Raw genomic sequence first — 21,606 nt, 5'->3', positions numbered from 1 at the left:
CTCAATCTTTCACAGAGGTATCGAAACAATATCCGTAACCCAAACGGGTGACGACAAACCTTCCGTATCCGTCGAGTTTTTTACGCAAACGGGTTATGTTCACATCTACCGTCCGGTCCAACACCTCGGCATCGTTGTTCCATATCCTACGCAATATCTCAGCCCGTGAAAACACACGTCCTTCATTTTCCAACAACAAGCGCAAAATCTCAAATTCGGTCTTCGTCAACTGCAACGCCTCACCACACAGAACGGCCTCTTTTTTGTTCAAATCCAATTTCAACTCCTTAAAACCGATATAAGCAGCCGGCACCGCTTGTTGTGGTGCCGTACGACGAAGCACAGCCTTGATTCTCATCTGCACTTCACGCAAGGAAAAGGGTTTGGAAATATAGTCGTCCGCGCCCAAAGTGAATCCGGTGACAGCGTCGTTCTCCGTATCACGTGCCGTAAGAAAGATAATAGGTATATCACGAGTCTCACGCACTTGCTTGAGCATCTTGGCCATCTTAAAACCAGAGATTTCTCCCATCATGACGTCCAACAGCAAAAGGTGGAACTTGGCCAAATCCATCTTTAGTGCTTCTTCGGCCGAATTGGCCGTTTCTACTTCGTACCCCTCATTCTCCAGATTGAACTTTAGGATGTCGCACAAATCTTCTTCATCGTCCACCACGAGAATCCTGTAATTTGTATTCATCAGACTTACCGCTTTAGATTATTATTTTCCGATTGCAAAATTACAAGTTAGTTGTTGCACGAATATGAAACCCGTGTTACAATACCGTTACAACACCTTTTTCTTGTTGGAACCTGCGGCATGCACGAACCCAATGACGCATGTGGCCGATTATTTCCTGTGTTTCTTGCAAAGTACTCATATAAAGATATTCAATCTTCAGATTGTCCATATCTCCCTTGCGTATACGGTCTTGCTGAATCTTGCGGAGTTGGGACAACTGGGCTTTCATCTCATCTCCAAACTGCCGAACCTGCAACGCATTATCATAATTATTCGTCTCTATCATGCCGGCAATGACATTCATCAATTTTTCCACCCCTTCCCGAATCGGCATGAATTCTTTCACGTATTCCTCAGGCATGGGATTGAAATTGTTGTCCACGTGTTCTAATGAAGGTTCACACATACGCTTCAGGCAGTATAAACTCTGTTCGCAACTGTTACATGCCAAATGGAACCATGTATCTTTCTCCACAGCCTGCAACTGATCTATCTTGCGTAATCCAACTAATTCTTTCCGACGGATTACCTTCCAATTCTTCCGTTCATCTTCCAAATGGTTCAAAGTCCGCCGCAACACTTTCACATCTTCGGCAATCAAACCGGAAGTCGTCTGCATGTAAGCTCCCGATATATATTTTACCATCTTCGATTGATAAGCACTGATATGCCGGTTCAACAGCACCCAAGCCTCATCCTTATCATTGGTTTGCGCCAACTCCGTGAAAATCTCATCCCGCTGTACTGCCGCCATTTTCTTCTTATAGCTGCGGTTATTCTGAACAAGCATGAACACGACCACGACAATGAGCAATACCATGGCCACCACTCCACCGAAATGCACAAACAACGTCACGATGAAGCACAGGAAGAACGCCGCACCGGCCGTCATGAACCATCCGCCAATCACAGAAATCACACCGGTCACACGGAACACGGCACTCTCGCGTCCCCATGCACGGTCGGCCAACGACGAACCCATGCCCACCATAAACGCCACGTATGTGGTAGACAACGGAAGTTTCAGAGACGTACCCACTACGATCAACAAGCCGGCCAACACCAAGTTCACGGAAGCGCGTACCAAATCAAACGCCGCACCATTCGGAATAATAGCCTCATCCTGATTGAAACGTGAATTGATCCATTTCCTCATCCATGCAGGAATATGGTCCACTACATACTCGTTGCTGTTAATCACGCTCCTCACCAACCGACGGGCAAAACGGGAAGAGCCGAACATTTCGTCGCCTGCTGTCTGACGGGACAAGTCGACGGAAGTCTTTACGACATTCTGTGCTTTCTTCGACGTCATCAAAGCTATCGTCATAATAACTCCTGCCCCGATAAGGAAAAAGACAGACGTACCGGCCGGTTCGTTCAGCACGCCCATCATATGGGTGGCAGGATTTGCCCCTGGAGTTGCCAAGAAATCCTGATAAGAAGAAAAACCGGCTAAAGTCACACCGATGAAATTCACCAAATCGTTCCCGGCAAAAGCCATAGCCAAAGAGAACGTACCAAAGAGCACTATAATCTTGAAAACATTGACCTTACACCAATGCAGGACTTGCATCAGCACCGTAAATCCGATAATGAAAGAAATCAATATCGTATGTGTGTTCTCAGCAATCCAAACTTTAATATCGGAAGTCATGAACGAAGCACTGCCGAAACCTTTTACCAACAAGAAATAAGCAATGGAAGTAATAGAAAGTCCTCCAAACAAACCTATGGTATACTTAAGATGCTTGGTATAGTGAAAAGTAAAAATGAGACGGGAAATCCATTGCACCAACATTCCGAAAACAAAAGCAATGGCGACAGAAAGAAAAATAGCTAAAATAACCGTAAAAGCTTTTTCTGTATTTATCAAACTGGCGTAGGTAAGCGAAGAATCATGGAGCATCTTGACTAACGCCAATGCCGTACTGCCTCCTAATAACTCGAAAACCATCGACACCGTGGTGGAAGTGGGCATTCCCAATGTATTGAATATGTCGAGCAAAATCACATCTGAAGCAACCACTGCCAAAAAGACGCACATCAACTCTTCGAAAGTGAAGAACTCTGGATGAAAAATGCCGTGCCTTGCAATGTCCATCATACCGTCGCTCGTCGTGGCTCCCACAAAAATACCTACTGCGGCAATTATCAATATGGTCTTGAAACGCGCTACTTTTGAACCGATGGCCGAACCCAAGAAATTCACGGCATCATTACTGACCCCCACGAACAAATCAAAAGTGGAAAGGGCAAACAGGAATATGACTATCCCCAAATAAACAAATTCCATACGATTACTTCATATTTGATTTTGGGACAAAGATAAGCATTTTCCCCTTTGCGACCATTATATTCCTATAACATTTTTCACAAAAATGCAACACAAACGAACCACTCCCATAATGTACGTTTATTCAAAACGAATAGACCGAGCCGGATGGATACGGGAAACCAAGAAGCTCGGAACGATAAGCGAAAACACGCATATCACCAAAGTAGCCACGTTGATAGCCAACACATAACAGAAATTGAACAAAACCGGTACCGAATCCACGTAGTATATCGACGCATCCAAACGGAATATTCCTGCATAATGCTGAAGAAGCACTATGCCTATACCTATTATATTTCCCAAAAGCAATCCTTTCCCCATGACGAACACGGCAAAATACAAGAAAATATGGCGGATGCCACGGTTGGTCGCTCCTAATGCTTTCATGATTCCGATAAAATTCGTGCGTTCCAATATAATAATAAGCAAACCGGAAATCATCGTAAACCCTGCTACTGATACCATCAAAGCCAAAATGACCCACACATTGACATCCAAAAGACTGAGCCATGCAAATATCTGAGGATAAAGTTCCTGTATCGTCATGGCCACATACGAACCACCATAAGCGTCCGTTTCCCGATTCATACGCTTAACCAACACACTGGCAACTTCGTCCACACGGTCCAAGTCCTTCACGGCGATTTCCATTCCACTATATTGGTCCGGAGCCCACGCATTCAAACGGTTGCAAGTATAAATGTCCGTAAAAACCAAAGCCTTGTCGAACTCCGTCAAATGCGTACAATAAATACCCGACACCGTAAAACGACGGGTACGCACGGAGTTCTCGAAGAAATAGGCAAACACTTTAGAGCCAACTTCCAAATGCAATTCATCGGCTATCTGCCGGGATATGACAATCCGGTTGGAAGCCACCGTATCAGAAAAAGACGGTAGTTCCCCCTCTTCCATGTGGGCTTTCAGGAAAGATGTATCGAATTCCGCCCCCACACCGTGCAAAAGGATACCTTTAAAATCGGCATCCGTCTTGAGTATTCCCTCCTTATTGCAAAAACGCTGCACATGCGCCACCCCTTCCACGTCCCCGACCTCCTTCATCAAAGCAGAAGGTATCGCAATAGGCTGAGGGGAATTCGTCGTGACCGACGCATAGTTTTGAATCTGTATATGAGAACCGAATCCAACGACTTTCGAACTGATTTCCTGTTTGAAGCCCAACACCACGCACACCGAAATAACCATCACGGCCAAACCGACAGCCACTCCGGACGTAGCTATCAATATGGCCGGACGCGATACTTTTTTCACATCACCGTGCTCACGGAACAGCTTTCGGGCTATAAACAAATTGAAATTCATCCCTCTTGCCGTCTTATTCCGCTACACGGCCGGGATATGCCTCCAATGCCTTGCGCAATACAAAAAGGGCACGCGTCAAATCTTCTTTCTTCAACACGTAAGCTATGCGCACCTCGTTCTTACCCGAACCGGGCGTAGTATAGAATCCTGCCGCCGGAGCCATCATCACAGTCTCCCCCTCATAATCAAAGTCTTTCAAACACCATGCACAAAACTCCTCGGCATCGTCTACGGGAAGCTTGGCCACCGTATAGAAAGCCCCCATGGGGATGGGAGAATACACTCCAGGGATACGGTTCAACCCGTCAATCAAGCACTTACGCCGCTCCACATATTCGTCATACACTTCCCGTCCGTATTCTTCAGGCTCGTCGAGCGAAGCCTCCGCCGCAATCTGTCCGATTAAGGGAGGGCTTAAACGGGCCTGGCAAAATTTCATCACGGCCTTACGAACCTCCACATTCTTCGTTATCAACGCACCGATACGTATGCCGCACTCGCTATACCGCTTGGATACGGAATCTATCAGCACCACATTGTTTTCTATCCCCTCCAAGTGGCAAGCCGAGATATAGGGAGAACCGGTATAGATAAACTCACGGTACACTTCATCCGAAAAAAGATACAAATCGTACTTCTTCACCAAGTCGCGAATCTGGTTCATCTCACGGCGCGTATAGAGGTATCCCGTGGGGTTGTTCGGATTGCAAATCAGAATGGCCCGCGTACGTTCGTTAATCAGCTCCTCGAACTTCTCGACCTTCGGCAACGAAAAGCCTTCTTCTATCGTAGTGGATATCGTACGGATGACCGCCCCCGCCGAAATGGCAAATGCCATGTAATTAGCGTATGCCGGTTCGGGAACGATGATTTCGTCGCCCGGATTCAGGCAAGAGAGGAATGCGAACAATACAGCCTCCGAACCTCCCGACGTGATGATGATGTCGTCCGCCGTAAGATTGATATTGTATTTGGCATAATATCCGACCAACTTTTCCCGGTAACTCAAATATCCCTGGCTCGGGCTATATTCCAAAACCGTCCGGTCTATGTGTCGGATAGCATCTATGGCCGCTCGCGGAGTCGGCAAATCAGGCTGGCCGATATTCAAATGGTACACATGTATCCCTCTACTTTTAGCCTCAAAGGCCAACGGAGCCAATTTGCGAATCGGTGACTCCGGCATTTCCTGACCGCGAACGGATATTTTAGGCATGTCTTTTCTTTTTTGTTTTTATTGGTTCGAAATTCATGCAAAGATAGCATTTCAACATAAAACAAGCAACAAATCAGCCTACAAAATCCATAAACCGCTCACCTGTCAACAAAAAAGGCAACCCTAAGGCTGCCTTCTGTACGCCCTCAGGGATTCGAACCCTGGACCCATTGATTAAGAGTCAATTGCTCTACCAACTGAGCTAAGGACGCAAACAATTTTTGAAGTACGCCCTCAGGGATTCGAACCCTGGACCCATTGATTAAGAGTCAATTGCTCTACCAACTGAGCTAAGGACGCATCATCTTTGATTTTGCGAGTGCAAAGGTAGGGCTTTTTATTTAACCCTCCAAACTTTCGCCCCTCTTTTTCTTATTTTTTTTCCAATTCGTAAATTTCGGAAGGTATACGGCGCTTCAACACTTCCAGTTCAAAGTCCCTTCCTGAGACAATCCCTGCGGAACGGAGACAAGTATCAACCGTTTTTCGCGCCAGTTCCGGATGATTGTTCTCCTCGCTGATATGGCACAACCATACATGCCGAAGCCTGTTCGTAACATGCTCCGCCAACAGCTGCGCCGCAACCTTATTACTCAAATGTCCGTAATCACCGCTAATCCGTCCTTTCAGATAAGCCGGATACGGCCCCATCATCAACATGTCTTCGTCATGATTGGCCTCCAATACCAGATAATTCGCTTGGGCGATATAGCCACCGAATTGTTCGGTCACATGTCCGGCATCGGTAATGAGGCAAAAATTGACATCTCCGTATTGCACGCTATAGCCCACATTGTCCGCACTGTCATGAGGCACATCGAAAGGCGTGATTACAAAATGGTCTAGCTCCAAGGTCTGTCCTTTCTGCAAGAAACGTATGTTTTCTTCCTTCAACTTAGGATGTACGCAATAATTACGCTTGATTCCGCCGTGCACAAGTTCGGTGGCATAGACCGGAATCCCGTATTCATTCGCCAAGCTCCCGACAGCTTTGACGTGGTCTGCATGGTCGTGCGTAATCAATACGGCCTTTATTTGTTTCAAAGAAAGCCCGCAAGTATTAAAATGTTTTTTCAGTGTTCGTATCCCAATTCCGGCATCAATCAATATCCCATAATTTTCTGAGAAGAGGAAGTAGCTGTTTCCGCTACTGCCGCTCCCCAGACAAATAAACTTCAGCATATCCGTATTTTTGTTTATGCAAATATACGAAAACATGAAAGAACGGACAAATATTTCTTTCCCGCCCTCCTGCCTTACCAGCTCAATTTAATAAATTTACTCTCCCACGGCCTGAACTCCGCTTTCCCCTTCTCGTCGATTGGTTTTCCTGTCACGTCACAAACCGTGGCTTTCCGTATCTTCACACAATCGGAAGTAACGGCAAAGACTGCCGGCCGACCATCCGTTTCACGTAAATGCAGCATCACGGCATGTTCCCCCTCCACCGGTGACATGTTGACCAACAAAAGGTTATCCGGGCGAAGCGTGAGAAAATTTCCGCAAGAGGGCGCAGCCTTGCCCTCACGGCCGCCGGCCTGAAGTACCCGGGTCAGGAAAGGAATCCGGTTTTCCCAAGCAAAACGCGTGGCAAATCCGGCTGTCGTGTCCGCCGACGAAGTGATGAAATAACTCCACTGCAAACCTCCGGTCTGGTCTGCGTTAAAATTGGTAGTCCAATAGTTATTCATCGGCCAGGAATACATATTAGTAGTCTGGGGTACGGCACCAGACTGATAACGTCCGGTATTGATGGCACCGAATTGCATCAGGGGTATTTCAGGGCTTCCCATTACAACCTGAACGCCCGGACTGCGTGCCGCCGCAAAATTCTGCACGGTATACCAATCGTTCGACGAACCGGGAATCTGGTCTATCCCGGCTTCGATATTTCCGCCGGGCACGTCCAGAAAGATTCTGCCGCCCTCTATCTGGTACGGAAAAGACACATATACGGCTTCCGGCTCTGCCTCTGCTTTTTTACGCAAACTGTAAACCACTTCTATCTTTTTCTCTACCTTATATATATGGTACTCCACCGTCAGATTATCCTGCCCTATCCCGGCTGCCGTCTCTCCTTTGAAACGGTAAGTATCCCATATAGCCCCTTCCTCGTACGCCTCGAAGCGCATTTTCTCCGGATGCCTGCGTGTAAAGCGTGGGTACGTATATCGCTCCAAAGCGCCCCGGTCGTCTATCGTCTCATAAATGAATTCTCCCAACTCCCATTCCGCATCCTCCGTCAACAACTGCCGTTGCAGGTCTTTATCGTAAAGTCGGGAAATGGTGCCCCGTTGCAGATTGAAATCAAGACCATACCACTCATTCTCTACATGCGTACCGGACAAACTCCCTGCGGATGCTTCGGACGGCAATGGCTCGTCTTTCACGTCTATGCGACACCGGATGAAGCCCAAAGCCGGTACATCCCGGACATAAATATACCAATACGTTCCGTCCGAACGGCTCTCACCGGCCTGAGCAGGAACGCTACGTCCCGACGCATCCGTAATCTCAAAAGCTTTGTCGCGCGGCAAAAGCTGATGGTCTACATACACCTTGGCTATTCCGCTATAGCTCCAGTTCAATGTATTGAAAACCAATACGGAAGGCTCATCCGTTTTCGGAATGAAAGACTGCAAAAGCCCCATTACCGCCTCGCCCAACAATCCGGCATGCCGGTAAGCCTCCCACGCATACGACTGTTTCAGCGAGCGTTGCTCCCACGTCTCCCGGCCATACGGGTCACGCACACTCTCGCAATACCCGAACGTATGCTCATCATAGAAAAGCAGGGCTTCGTTCATACCACTCACCTTCCCCATCACCCCGTGGGGCAACTCGGCTCCGGCCAGTTTTGCCAAAGCCAAACCGCCTTGCCCGGCAATCGCATGGGAATGGGTAGTACGGGAAACAGCCGCTTCGCGTGCTCCGGAAGCAAAACCATCCGTCCACCAGTCCGGCCACGCTCCCCGAATGACGGGTATCTGCCCGGCATAATCACGCTCCACGGTCTTGATAAAATCCGTAGCGACTGCCGAACGTAATTTAGGCCATTCGTACTTTTCATTCCAACGTTTCACCATCTCGCAACTCCGGGTAGAAGGAGGAGCATTATCGGTCAGATACCCGGAATGCTGAATGGCACAAATGTCATACGGGTATCCCTTAGCTTCCAGTTGCCCCAGATAATCCCACACGCATTGCTCGAACTTTGTGAAATCATCAGGGTTGTGCACACCCCAATAGTTCCCCTGATGGTAATGTTCCGCACGATAAGCCAGGATTTTTTTCCCCGATGGCGACTCCCACCAAAATACCGTGGGCTTATCGAAGCATATCAATGCCCGATGCCCATGCGTCCCCATATTCAGGTACTTCACTCCTGCGTCGGCAAAATATTCACTGAAACACCAGGCTATTCCGTTTACATCATCTTGCATGGCCAAGTCCGTCCGTAACCCTTCCTCCCGGAACAACTTCAACGGAGCCAAGGATGCAGCCAAGGTCTGTTCGTCCGGCAACTCATCAAAATTCAGGTACATGGCACCCAACTCAATTCGCCCTTCTTTCACCCTGCGTTTCAAACGTTCGACCTGGGAAGCCGGACGATTTTTCAAATACTCTTTCACGGGCCAAGACACCTCGCAAGTCCATCGGAACCGCTCGGCATCTGGATAATGATCCGTGGCATCACAATAATCCAAAGCATAATCTATGTAACGCAAATGTTCTGCCAAAATCTCCATCTGCGAACGAGTATAGCCGATGTCCGTATGTGTATGCTGCACCAGATTCATCTGCCAATGCCGGGCTACCGGTACTTTTATTTCATCCGAAGCCAAAGACACCTGCCCGGTGCGTAAAGACAACGGCAATGTACGGTCCACGCCAGCGTCAGGAATATCAAATACAAAATGATTTTCCCCCTTTTCCAAACGGACATGCTGCACCAACCTGCCCAACGCCAATTCCGCCTCTGTGACCTGTCCGTCATAGCCTACCGTCACAGCCACCCGGCGGACCGGACCTGAAGAAGATTTATACACAGCCGGATACAGCTTCGCCTGAAGCACCGGAGACGCTGCGGAACAAACCGAATGAAAAGCCGCCCCCCAAAAGAGCATCCCCAAAAACAAATTCTGTAATCTCATAGTGATTTATTGTGATTAAATAGTTAGGATTCGTCAAAAATGTTTCTCCTTTTCATTGGCCATCGCCGGAAAAGACATATATTTGCGTTGTAAAATTACGAAATCAGACGGTGAGGCCAAACGGTACTTCACTGAAAGACGTAAAAGCATTAAAAAATGACGAAAAGGAAAAGGTGGCCTCTGGTTTTATGCCTGCTTACAGGATTAGGAGCAGCCGGATGCACCAACAAAGAAGAGGAACAAGTAAACAGCAGGGCTAAGGAATTTGCGGAAAATTATTTCAACCTGCGTTTCGACAAAGCATACGGGAATTGTACCAAGGATTCCCGTAAATGGATGGCTTTCCGTGCGTCGAACATCACCGAACACGACCTCGAAGCCGTACGGTCTGCCCCGGAAGAAGCATACGTAAGTTCAACAGAATGCCAACAAATCAACGACAGCACGGCACTCGTACGTTGCATCGTTTGCCAAGCACTTGCCGCCGATTCGTTGGAACAGCAAAAAGGCCGTATTGTTCCGGAAGCCGCATATCTCATCCCTTTACGGAAAGAAGGCCGCCGATGGCTTGTCAGAATGGAAGGCCCACTGCAAAATGCAAAGTGAAATCCCGCTTAAAGTCCGGATGAATAATCGGGTAATGATGACGGACATCATCATACGCCGGATGAATGGCTTTCATACCTCCGTCCAGACGTAAGATGAAATAATCGAAATTCAAACGGAATCCCAATCCGTAAGACACGGCTATCTCCCGCCAGAAACTCCGCATGCGGAACTGTCCGCCGGGCTGCTCGGCATAGTCGCGGATAGTCCAGATATTGCCGGCGTCTACAAAAAATGCCCCATGCAATTTCCAGAACAGATAGGTACGGTATTCCGCATTGAGGTCCAATTTGATGTCACCGGTCTGATTGATAAAGTCTATACGTCCGTCTCCCCCGGTAAAACGTCCGGGTCCCAATTCCCTGACCGACCACCCTCGCACACTGTTGGCTCCTCCGCTGAAATACCTTTTCTCGTAAGGCAGGATGGTAGAGTTTCCGTATGGATAGGCTACCCCTACGCCAAAATGCAAAGCCAACGAGTTACGGTCGTCGAAACGGAAGCTCTTGCTGATGTCGAAATCTCCTTTCAAATACTGTGCATACGCTATATTGAACAATGTATATTGCCCTTGGTCGTTCCGGTTGGCTCCAAAGAGATTAGAGAAACCATACAGTACATTGCCGGCCGACTCCACATTAAAACGGATGCCCAAGGCATTGCTACCGTAATCCACAATACTCGTTGCATTGCGTTGCGAATTATAGGTAAAACTATAGCCTAGCCTCATGATGAAAAGATTTTCGTAATTGTAACGCAGGATAGCATTCCGGTCGGTTTCGTCTTCCAGGTAATCCTTGCGGAACGTCTCGGAAATCCAAGGCATGAACACGTAGTTCAAGTCTATCAGGTCGATGCGGTGGCGGAGCAGGCCGTTCGGGCTTTGCCAACGGTAACGCAGAGCTGAAGTCAAAACACGCCGATGAAACTCAGGACGGTTTTGGGAATCATATAATAATGAGATCTCCGAAGTGGCACGCATCAACCCACGGTCGCGGCCATTGAAGCGAAACAACCTGAAATTAGGGAATGTCAGGCCGGCTTCCACACTGATTTCCATATAATTCTGGTCACTGTACCCTTCCAGACCGGTAATGGCTTCAAATGCCCCACGAAGTTTCAGGGACAGCAATTCAGAGCCTCGAAACAGATTCCGGTTCTGGTAAGTCAGAAGCAAGGCCGCCCCCAAATCACCTGCCGAATTGGTACCTTCCAATTCCGCCCCCAACGAACGCGGCTTATTCTCGTGCACGGTCACGAATCCGTCTAGCATATTCGGCAAGGAATCGTTCTCCACCATCTTGATATTGGAAAACATCACGGCTCCCAACTGGCCGAAGTTACTATAAGTCCGTTGTACGTCGCGCTCCCGGTACAGATGCCCCGGCTCGATTGCATTGTTATTGGTAAAGACAGAAGGCCGAAAAGCCAGTTTATGCTTGTAATAAATAGGAAAACCCCGATAGACCATACTGTCCAATCGGGAAGTATCACGGCTCGTGTCAAAAGCCGCCGCATCGCCGGAAAAGGAAACAGAGTGAATTTTATAACGCCGGTGAAGTTCCGGATTGCTTTCCGCTGATACCCGGTACAAAGGTATCACCACATCCAGATCCACCTTCTGGTTCCCCACGCACGTATCCGCTTCAAACCGGACATATTCCTTGTTGAATTTATAATATCCGCTGTTTTGCAAACGACTGCTGATGCGGCTGCGCTCTCCGTCCAACACATTCAAATCGAAAGGCATTCCGGGTTGCAAGGATGACAATGAAGCTTGTTCGCGGACAATACGTTCCACCACAGAATCCTCTATAAGGTAACGGATGTTTCTCACCCTATAACGCTCTCCCGGCACAATCTCGTATGCCAACCTTACCTTCTTCCCTTTCACCGCACGCTTCTGATTCACCCGGGCATGAAGATACCCCAAATTGTTCACAGCCGCCAACATGTTTTCTCCCGAACGGTTAGCCTGTACCGTATCGAAAATTACCGGCGCCTCTCCTACCCGTTGCAAGAAACGGTTGATTCGCTTAGTCGTGTCCCGCCCGGACAGGGCATACGGCCCCATAGGGACTTTCAGCAGGCTGAACCACTTGGAATTAGGATGCTGACGAATGTATCCTTTCAACGACGTGGCATCGAGCGATTTATCCGTCGACTTCACAGAAACGCTTTCCAACATATATTCGCCTTCGGGTACGAATTTCGTAGCTGAGCAAGCGCCCAGCAACGCCATGATGATTCCCCCGGCCATACTGTATAAAAGTTTCCGCATAAGTGCCATTTCAAGTACAAAAATACATCATTTTTCCCAATAAAACGGTTTAGGCGGACACAAAAACAAAAGCCGGTACACGCTATTCGAAAATAACTTCTTAGATTTGCAGTATAATTGGAATCGAAATGATCAGCAAAAACAAAATCAAACTCATCCGCTCCCTTGAGCAGAAAAAATTCCGCAAGGAACAGCAACTCTTCGTGGCCGAAGGACATAAACTGGTAGACGACTTGCTACCGGCTTTCGACTGTACCTTTCTCGCAGCCCTGAAGGAATGGTTGGACACACGGCGGGAAGTTGTGGAAACACTCGCCCGTAAAGGATGTGAAATCCAAGAAGTATCGGCCGAGGAGCTTCAAAAAGCCAGCCTGCAAAAGAATCCGCAGGACGTGTTGGCCGTATTCCACCAACGTCAGGCCGAAGGGGCACCGGAACACATACTGAAAGAGCAACTCTGCCTTGGGCTCGATGGCGTGCAGGACCCGGGCAATCTGGGCACGATTATCCGTATAGCCGACTGGTTCGGTATCGAACATATATTCTGCTCTCCCGACACGGCCGACCTTTATAATCCCAAAACCGTACAGGCCACCATGGGAGCCATGGCACGTGTCTGCGTACACTACCTTTCACTGACGGATTTGCTGCGGGCAGCCGACACCGACACACCGGTCTACGGAACGTTTCTGGACGGGAATGACATGTATGGTACGGAACTAAGTTCCAACGGACTGATTGTCATGGGAAACGAAGGCAAAGGCATCAGCCGGGACATCGCGTCGCTCATCAACCGGAAACTGTACATCCCCAACTATCCCCTCGAACGAAACACATCGGAAAGCCTGAACGTAGCCGTAGCCACAGCCATCGTTTGCGCCGAGTTCAGAAGACGGGATACCATCGGAAGACAGGAGTAAGAATACCCGCATCGGCAGGCAATCCATCGGCACTCCAAAGCCGCAAAGCATGCGGACTTACATCTGGATTTGTTTCCCGCAACAACGCGTCAATACTGTCCCCGGGTTGCGGAACGGCCTCGGGAGGCAATAACAAACCGACGCCTCCATTCCATATCACAGCCGGCATTTCTTCCGTCAAGATATAATGGAATTGATAAAAGCCTTTCTCATCGACCGTTATCACCGGCATGACCTCAAAACACCCCGATGGCCAATACACTCTATGGAAAGCAATATGTTTCAAGGCCGCTTGTTTCCTTATTGTTTCAATGTCCTCTTCGTCCCGTTCCCGTAGCCCCCGGTTTACGAATCACACGATAGGGCTTTTCCTTCACCACATGAATGGAACGTTCCACCGGACGACTATCCCTCAATTCGGTTGGAGAAAGACGGCGGGAAACCGTATCAGCCGGTATCACCCGCAACACTGAATCTTTCAACGATGCGTCCATACTATCCGGCTTCGCCACAGCTGCCGCAGTATCCACAACCACCGGCTGCAGATGGAAACGAACCAACATGATGTCTCGAAGCAACAACAGGCGGGATTCTTTGTCTTCGTCCGAAGGTTTATAATACACGAATCCGCCCACTTCCCGAATCGCATGAGCCGTGTCTCCTTCCAAACGAAGCTGCATCAGGTTATTGGAATAAATTCTTTGCGTAATACCTGCCGTGGAATCATTGTCGTATTTCACATAAAAACCGGCGTATGCCTCATTTTGCCGTCCGTGGGATATATAACGGGCATCGAAGCGCCAAAGCAGGGCATCCCCTTTACGGAAAGTCGTATCGGCTGTCATGGTAAACAGCAAACGGTCTTCCATAAAACTCGGTTTCAGGATTCTGAACGCACGCTCCTGCCAAATATTGGCCGTGTCCCCCCGTGCATCCAAATGGGCAAAGATGTCGTTCTCCCCGGTAGAAGCTCCCAACGCCGAAACATGCGCGCTGTAACGCTCCTGCAACTTTTTATAAATGTCATTCAAGTAAGTGGCATGCGACGCATACCACACCATCGTGGAGTCGAATTCGGCCTCGCTCACCTCATGCTTCTCAAACACGGCCTGCACGTAACTGTAACGTTTAAAGTTCATGCTGTCCCCTCCCGTCTCTGCCATGGCCTGTGCGACGTGGTAATCATAAAGCAAATCTTCCAGTTCCTCTGGCTGAATCAGACCGGACGGTACGCCGGGCTTACAGGCCGACAATAAAAGGACGGCCGCCACAGCACCACATACTTTACGCAACGACTTTGACATGAAACGGTTAAGGGCTATTGGGAAATACGTTTATGATAGAAAATCAACAAGGCAATGATACCGCAACTGATGGCTGCATCCGCAAAATTGAATATGGGACTGAAAAAGATGAAATGCTCCCCTCCCACCCATGGCATCCAATCCGGCCAATAAGTGTCGATGATGGGAAAATAAAACATGTCCACCACGCGCCCGTGGAACACACTTTCGTACCCCGTCCCGAAAGGTACGAAATGAGCAGTGAACGGTGCGGGAGGATTATTGAAGATTAATCCGTAGAACACGCAATCTATGATGTTCCCGGCAGCACCGGCCAAGACCAATGACAAACAGACTACAAAACCCGTCGGCACGCCTTTGCGTATCGTCCTGTAAAGGAGATACGCAATGACGGCCACGGCGATAATACGAAAAGACGTCAAGAAAAGCTTGTCGAAAAACTCCCACCCGAATGCCATGCCGGGGTTTTCAGTGAAGAGAATGTAGAACCAATCGGTCACATGAATCTTCTCATGCATATACATCTGAGTCTTGACCGCAATCTTAATCCATTGGTCTATGACCAACACCAATAAGATAATCAGCCCGGCCAAACGTCCTTGGGTGAGCCATCCCCGACCGCTACTTCCTTCTGTCCTCATTACTTTTTCATGTTTTTAGCCTCTATGCTCAATGTCGCATGGGGAACCAAACGTAAACGTTCCTTGGGAATCAATTTACCGGTCTCACGGCAAATCCCATAGGTCTTGTTTTCGATACGTATCAGGGCAGCCTCAAGCCCCTTGATGAACTTCTGTTGGCGAGCCGCCAACATAGACAGTTCCTCTTTGGTCTGAGTATTGGCACCTTCTTCCAACGCCTTATAAGTAGGCGACGTATCATCCACTCCGTTATTGTCCGTGTTCATCAATGTCCCCATCATGGTTTCATATTCTTCACGCGCCACTGCCAGCTTACTCAGGATCAACTCCTTGAATTCTGCTAATTCCTCATCACTATAACGTGTTTTCTCTGTCATAATACTTCTTATTTTAGGGTTAATAATGCTCACTTACTCTTTATCTATCTTTATCTCCACGGTGTAATCGTCTAAGTCTATGGCCACGCCATCATCCACCTTGTCCGCCACCGTAAGCGAATTGGCCAGGACCTGGCCACAGATGTAGTCTCTGTATTCCGCCACGGCCTTGTCCGTTTGTTCCGCATGGGAAAGCGTCACGGCAATGCGGTCGGTAATCTCGAAATCCTTTTCCTTACGCAAGTTCTGTATACGCTTCACTAATTCACGGGCCGTTCCCTCCACACGAAGCGCATCCGTCACGGTAATATCAAGTGCCACCGTCAGGCTGCCTTCATTGGCCACCGTCCAACCGGGAATGTCCTCACTGAAAATCTCCACATCGGCAACTTCGATGGTTACCTCCTCGCCGCCCTCCAAAACCACGCCGAGCATGCCTTCTCGTTCCAATCCGGCAATCTGTTCTTGCGTCAGGTTTTCCACCGCAGCGGCCACGTTCTTCATCAACTTGCCGAACTTCTTGCCCATCGTACGGAAGTTGCACTTCACTTTCTTCACCAACATGCCATCACCTTCCACAAACTGCAATTCCTTGACGTTCACTTCGTCCAGAATCAACTGCTTCACGGCTTCTATGCTTTCACGACGTTCCGCGTCGCCCGACGGTATGGAAATGCACTGCAAGGGTTGGCGCACGATAATCCGTTCTTTCTTGCGCAAGGACAAGACCATGGACGTAATCTGTTGCGCCAATTCCATACGGTACTCCAATGCCTTGTCCACCTTTGCGTCGTCGCAAACCGGGAATGTAGCCAAATGCACGCTCTTCGCTTCTGCACGGCCCGTTGCAGCCGTCAAGTCATGATACAAACGGTCGGCATAATACGGAGCGATGGGTGCCATCAGTTTGGCCACCGTCTCCAAGCACGTGTACAACGTCTGGTAAGCCGAAAGCTTGTCCGTGCCCATCGCACTGCCCCAGAAACGTTTGCGGCTCAGGCGGACGAACCAGTTGCTCACGTTGTCTATCACGAAATCCTGAATCAGGCGTCCGGCCTTCGTCGGTTCATAATCCTCATAGCAGGCATCCACGTTCTTCACCAACGTATTCAACTCGGACAAAATCCAACGGTCTATTTCCGGACGCTCGCCCATGGGCACATCGGCTTCGGCATAATGCCAACCGTCCACGTTGGCATACATCGTCAGGAAAGAATAAGTCTGGAACAATTTGCCGAAGAACGTGCGACTGACTTCCTGTACGCCGGCCTCGTCGAACTTCAGGTTGTCCCACGGCGAAGAATTGGTTATCATATACCAACGTACGGCATCCGAACCGTACTGCTCTATCGCGCCGAAAGGATCCACTGCATTGCCCAAACGCTTGGACATCTTGTTCCCGTTCTTGTCAAGCACGAGACCGTTGGATATGACAGCCTTATAAGCCACACTGTCGAACACCATCGTGGAGATGGCATGCAACGTGAAGAACCATCCACGGGTCTGGTCCACACCTTCCGCAATGAAATCGGCCGGATAAACCGTACGGCCGTCCAACTCTGCCTTATGTTCGAACGGATAATGAATCTGGGCGTAAGGCATGGCACCGGAATCGAACCACACGTCGATGAGGTCTGCTTCACGCTTCATCGGCTTGCCCGTGGGGCTTACCAAAACGACCTCGTCCACAAACGGGCGGTGCAAATCTATTTTGTCATAATTGCCCTGACTATAATCTCCGGGAACGAAACCACGGTCTTTCAGCGGATTGGAAGCCATCAGTCCGGACGCTACCGCTTTCTCGATTTCGGCATACAACTCCTCTACCGAACCAATACAGGTTTCCTCGCCGTCTTCCGACCGCCAGATCGGCAACGGCGTACCCCAATAGCGGCTGCGGCTCAAGTTCCAGTCATTCAGGTTCTCCAACCATTTACCGAAACGCCCGGTTCCTGTGGATGCCGGTTTCCAGTTGATGGTACGGTTCAGTTCTATCATCCGCTCCTTGGCAGCCGTACTACGGATGAACCAACTGTCGAGCGGATAATAAAGGATCGGCTTGTCTGTCCGCCAACAATGCGGATAGTTATGCACGTGTTTCTCGATCTTGAACGCCATGCCGCGCTGCTTCAGTTCCATGCAGAGTGCCACGTCGAGGGTCTCGTCTTTGTCGGTCTTCTTCGGGTCGTAGGCGTTTTTCACGAACTGGCCTTCCCACTTCTTGTATTCATCCACGTTTACCTTATGTTGCACGAAATCTTCATCCAACTCGTCCAACAGGTAAAACTTACCGGTCAAATCCACCATCGGACGGAATTCGCCCTTGCGGTTGACCAACTGCATGGGAGGAATGCCGGCAGCCTTGGCCACCTGCGCGTCGTCCGCACCGAAAGTCGGGGCGATATGCACGATACCCGTACCGTCTTCCGTAGTCACGTAATCTCCTGGGATGACACGGAAAGCCCCTTCTCCGGGATTTACCCAAGGGAACAACTGTTCGTAGGCCATGCCGACCAAATCCGCCCCGAGGTACTCACCCACAATCTGGTAAGGTATCACTTTGTCCCCCGGCTTGTAACCGTCCAACGGCATATTCTCGCCTTCCGGGTTAAGATAAGCTCCCAAACGCGCCTTGGCCAGTACCACTGTTACGGGTTCGCCACTGTACATATTATAAGTACGCACGCATACATACTCTATTTTCGGTCCTACGCACAATGCCGTGTTGGACGAAAGCGTCCAAGGCGTAGTAGTCCATGCCAAGAAATAAGGCGTGCCCCACCCCGTCATTTCAGGGCGCGGATCGAGCATCCGGAACTGTGCCGTCACCGTCGTGTCTTTCACGTCGCGGTAACAACCGGGTTGGTTCAACTCGTGCGAACTCAGCCCCGTACCGGCGGCGGGCGAATAAGGCTGTATCGTATATCCCTTATACAACAAGCCTTTCCGGTAGAGCTGCTGCAACAGCCACCAGAGCGTTTCGATATATTTGTTGTCGTAAGTGATATACGGATGCTCCATGTCCACCCAATAGCCCATCTTATGGCTCAGGTCGGTCCATTCCTCCGTATATTTCATCACGTTCGTGCGGCACTTGCGGTTATATTCCTCGATGGAAATCGTCTTGCCTATGTCTTCCTTCGTGATGCCCAATTCTTTTTCCACGCCCAATTCCACGGGAAGCCCGTGGGTATCCCATCCGGCCTTGCGCTTCACCAAGAAACCTTTCATGGTCTTGAAACGACAGAACGTATCCTTGATAGAACGTGCCAGGACATGGTGGATACCCGGATGCCCGTTGGCTGAAGGAGGACCTTCGAAGAAGATAAACGAAGGACAGCCTTCACGTTCTGTCATACTCTTATGGAAGACATCTGCGTCATCCCACATCTTCAACACCTCTTTGTTCACCTCAGAGAGGTTTAGCTGTGTACGTTCTGCGAATTGGTTTGCCATATATCGTAGTTTACTTTCGCGTTACTTTAAAATTTTGGCAAAAATACGATTTCTTTTTCAGAATAGGAAAAATTTCAATAAAAAACAGAAACGGAAATCATAGTCCTTATCTTTGGGAATCATCTGCCTTAGAACGGGAAATCAATCTAAGCCAAACGAAAATTCAATCTAAGCCGAATGATTTTTCATTCTCCGCACAAAAAACAAGCATTTATATACATTTGTAATTCAGTAGGTTATAATATAAAAAAAAGAGGGCAGGGAATCCCAAACATTCCCTGCCCCGACATTAAGTCACGAACAAAAACAATTACATTCCTATCTGTCCTTTCCAATTCAGGAACCAGTTGCTTTCTACCATCAACTTGTTGTAAAGCGAACCGTCACGATTCTCTTTGCCTTCGCGCTTGCTGACCGGGTCGGCCACCCACGCATTATTACGGTAACGTTTGGCAAAACGGATCAAATCATAAAAACGCTTGCCCTCGAAACAGGATTCCAACGCATTTTCATTGATGATCATGCTGTCCACGCGGGCTTGCTCCTCAGCCAGGTTCAGGTAAGCCCAGTCCTTGCGGCTCTGCCCCACGTAACCGTTGACACGGTTACCGTCCTTGTCCAAAGAATCCACCATCGGATAAGCATAATCCGGATCCAACTCGGCATAACCGCAACCACGTGAATGTACGCCCACCGTATTGAAAGCATCGGTAGCACTACCGCCTTCCTCACCGAGACGTCCGTTACGCGTCTTGAATGTATTGAAATAATTGTTGGCCGTATTCAACTCGTTGAGGAATGCCAAATCGGCATCGTTGCAATATACGGACACACTGTCATCTACCACGTCCTTACTGATTCCCGTGGCCAAAATGGCGTATGCCATGCGCGGGAACCCGCCATTGTTAAGGGCTTCGGCCAAACGCAGCCAGACATCGCTTTCACGATAAATCCCGATGTTACGTTGGTTTACTTTGTAGATGTTCTGCATCATAAACTTATCAGCCGTTCCTCCCGTCGTAATGTTGAAGGTTCTCGACCGCCATTGGGCTGCCAGTCGCAAATCCCCTTCTAACAACCGATTCTCCTCAATCATGTCCGGAACAGCGTCTATCGGGCGGTTATTCTTGTCCAAGAATGAATAAGATTGCGCCCGGCTGATTTCCTGCATGTGCAAAGACGGCGTGATGCTGTAGTTCGTCGAAGTAATATAGTTTCCGTTGTCATCGGTCGACGAATTGTACAAAGTCTGCACTTCGCTATAATATCCTTGGCTAGCAGCCGAGTCCATCGGAATGATGGTGAAGGCTTCCGTCCCATATATCGAAGGACTCTGCCCCGGAATCATATAAGACCACCCATAAGAAGTTCCCGTGCTTGAAGAATACTCTTGCCAATAAGCAGAATACATGTTGGAGAAATAGTAAATAGGCTTCGAGAACCCGTCCCCAACGTTACGTGTGTCCATAATCCAACGGAAATAGCATTTGGCAGCCTCGCGGTAATATGCACGTCCGGCATCCGTCCCCTGGCAAGAAGCTTTCCAGAGATACAAATCGCCCAACACCATGTCTACCGGGAAATAGCAGTTGGCCATAAAAAGACTACCCACCTTATGCAAAACGGGCCATTCCGTGTTGCTGTATGGTTTCAGGTCGTTGATGAAAAAATCGCAAATGGCTTCAATGTCCTTACGGTCTTTCACGTCAAGACTGACATCATCGGCATCCTGCTCCGTCAACAACGGCTCGGTGTAGAAAGGCACCTTGCCATAGTTCAAAGCCAGTTGCAGATAGGCCCATGCGCGGATGGACCTTACCTGTGCCATTTCCTTGGCAAAAATTTGGTTGCCGCGATTGTCGTATGCGTTAGTATCAGCGTATGCAAGATAATAATTACAGTTGTTAATCACCGCATAATAATCACGCGGACTGTTATACCTGTTCTCGTCCGTCACCTCGAAGTTGGCCAACGCGCGCAAATCGGCATTGGCTTGGGTGGTCAAAGTAACGAGGTCGCCCCGCACTTCGCCCAACAGGTTGGTACGGTCACCGATGGCCTGTAGCTTATAGATAATACCTATCAGGGAAGTGGCTGTATCGGCCGGTGTTGTCAGATGGCTGCCGTTTTCGTATATCACATAATCCGAAGTCGGTTCAAGCATATCTTCGCAGGATCCTAAGATTCCTGCTCCGACAGCCGCCAACGCAATCTGAAAAATATAAGATTTGAGTTTCATAAGAGACTG

At 48.9% G+C, this 21,606-nt stretch carries 15 protein-coding genes and 2 tRNA genes; 2 read left to right on the top strand and 15 right to left on the bottom strand.

Features of this window, described 5'->3' with window-relative positions:
* Position 1: 1 nt before the first annotated feature.
* From phoB to AC5RDV_RS01620, 8 genes are all read right to left on the bottom strand, one after another.
* Positions 2 to 700 carry a two-component system response regulator PhoB gene (phoB, locus tag AC5RDV_RS01655; RefSeq protein ID WP_276787672.1) on the bottom strand — a complete coding sequence of 233 codons (699 nt, stop codon included), beginning with the start codon at positions 698 to 700 and terminating at the stop codon, positions 2 to 4.
* Between the two features lie 76 nt (positions 701 to 776).
* Entirely contained in the window at positions 777 to 3,038 is a 2,262-nt protein-coding gene (locus AC5RDV_RS01650) for an inorganic phosphate transporter (protein ID WP_282747645.1), read from the bottom strand.
* A 120-nt stretch (positions 3,039 to 3,158) separates the two neighbouring features.
* A complete protein-coding gene (locus AC5RDV_RS01645; protein WP_282747644.1) occupies positions 3,159 to 4,403 on the bottom strand; it encodes an ABC transporter permease in 1,245 nt (414 codons plus the stop codon).
* Between the two features lie 13 nt (positions 4,404 to 4,416).
* On the bottom strand, positions 4,417 to 5,619 hold the full coding sequence (locus tag AC5RDV_RS01640) for a pyridoxal phosphate-dependent aminotransferase (RefSeq protein ID WP_008625064.1): 1,203 nt from the start codon (positions 5,617 to 5,619) through the stop codon (positions 4,417 to 4,419).
* Between the two features lie 139 nt (positions 5,620 to 5,758).
* A tRNA-Lys gene (locus AC5RDV_RS01635) sits at positions 5,759 to 5,831 on the bottom strand.
* Between the two features lie 15 nt (positions 5,832 to 5,846).
* Positions 5,847 to 5,919 (bottom strand) — tRNA-Lys (locus tag AC5RDV_RS01630).
* 72 nt (positions 5,920 to 5,991) lie between these two features.
* Positions 5,992 to 6,801, bottom strand: coding sequence for an MBL fold metallo-hydrolase (locus AC5RDV_RS01625; protein WP_282747643.1), 810 nt, complete (start codon positions 6,799 to 6,801; stop codon positions 5,992 to 5,994).
* A 74-nt stretch (positions 6,802 to 6,875) separates the two neighbouring features.
* The gene (locus tag AC5RDV_RS01620) at positions 6,876 to 9,746 is read right to left on the bottom strand and encodes a glycoside hydrolase family 38 N-terminal domain-containing protein (protein ID WP_345894534.1); all 2,871 of its coding nucleotides are present in this window, start codon (positions 9,744 to 9,746) and stop codon (positions 6,876 to 6,878) included.
* A gap of 183 nt (positions 9,747 to 9,929) precedes the next feature.
* Between AC5RDV_RS01620 and AC5RDV_RS01615 the strand changes: the two genes are divergently transcribed.
* Positions 9,930 to 10,379 carry a hypothetical protein gene (locus AC5RDV_RS01615; RefSeq protein WP_130892742.1) on the top strand — a complete coding sequence of 150 codons (450 nt, stop codon included), beginning with the start codon at positions 9,930 to 9,932 and terminating at the stop codon, positions 10,377 to 10,379.
* Here the strand turns inward: AC5RDV_RS01615 and tamL are convergent.
* On the bottom strand, positions 10,345 to 12,669 hold the full coding sequence (gene tamL, locus AC5RDV_RS01610; protein WP_282747641.1) for a translocation and assembly module lipoprotein TamL: 2,325 nt from the start codon (positions 12,667 to 12,669) through the stop codon (positions 10,345 to 10,347). The genes AC5RDV_RS01615 and tamL overlap by 35 nt on opposite strands.
* Positions 12,670 to 12,788: 119 nt before the next feature.
* Between tamL and AC5RDV_RS01605 the strand changes: the two genes are divergently transcribed.
* Positions 12,789 to 13,580 carry a TrmH family RNA methyltransferase gene (locus AC5RDV_RS01605; protein WP_021979780.1) on the top strand — a complete coding sequence of 264 codons (792 nt, stop codon included), beginning with the start codon at positions 12,789 to 12,791 and terminating at the stop codon, positions 13,578 to 13,580.
* Here the strand turns inward: AC5RDV_RS01605 and AC5RDV_RS01600 are convergent.
* The 6 genes from AC5RDV_RS01600 to AC5RDV_RS01575 form a co-directional block, all read right to left on the bottom strand.
* Complete coding sequence (locus AC5RDV_RS01600) at positions 13,546 to 13,866, bottom strand: hypothetical protein (protein ID WP_282747640.1); 321 nt, start codon at positions 13,864 to 13,866, stop codon at positions 13,546 to 13,548. The genes AC5RDV_RS01605 and AC5RDV_RS01600 overlap by 35 nt on opposite strands.
* Before the next feature lie 22 nt (positions 13,867 to 13,888).
* Positions 13,889 to 14,884: a DUF4296 domain-containing protein gene (locus AC5RDV_RS01595; protein ID WP_282747639.1), complete on the bottom strand. Its 996-nt coding sequence runs from the start codon at positions 14,882 to 14,884 to the stop codon at positions 13,889 to 13,891.
* Positions 14,885 to 14,898: 14 nt separating this feature from the next.
* Entirely contained in the window at positions 14,899 to 15,525 is a 627-nt protein-coding gene (locus tag AC5RDV_RS01590; RefSeq protein ID WP_282747638.1) for a lipoprotein signal peptidase, read from the bottom strand.
* Positions 15,525 to 15,902 carry a TraR/DksA family transcriptional regulator gene (locus tag AC5RDV_RS01585; protein ID WP_039865307.1) on the bottom strand — a complete coding sequence of 126 codons (378 nt, stop codon included), beginning with the start codon at positions 15,900 to 15,902 and terminating at the stop codon, positions 15,525 to 15,527. The genes AC5RDV_RS01590 and AC5RDV_RS01585 overlap by 1 nt, the downstream gene beginning before the upstream one ends.
* 33 nt (positions 15,903 to 15,935) lie before the next feature.
* Positions 15,936 to 19,358, bottom strand: a complete 3,423-nt coding sequence (gene ileS, locus AC5RDV_RS01580; protein ID WP_282747637.1) for an isoleucine--tRNA ligase — start codon at positions 19,356 to 19,358, stop codon at positions 15,936 to 15,938.
* A 310-nt stretch (positions 19,359 to 19,668) separates the two neighbouring features.
* Positions 19,669 to 21,597 carry a RagB/SusD family nutrient uptake outer membrane protein gene (locus AC5RDV_RS01575; protein WP_282747636.1) on the bottom strand — a complete coding sequence of 643 codons (1,929 nt, stop codon included), beginning with the start codon at positions 21,595 to 21,597 and terminating at the stop codon, positions 19,669 to 19,671.
* Between the last annotated feature and the right edge of the window lie 9 nt (positions 21,598 to 21,606).

The sequence above is a fragment of the Paraprevotella sp. genome (assembly GCF_986071375.1).
Note: the sequence above shows the minus strand (reverse complement) of the source record. Positions and strands in the feature narration are given on the sequence as shown.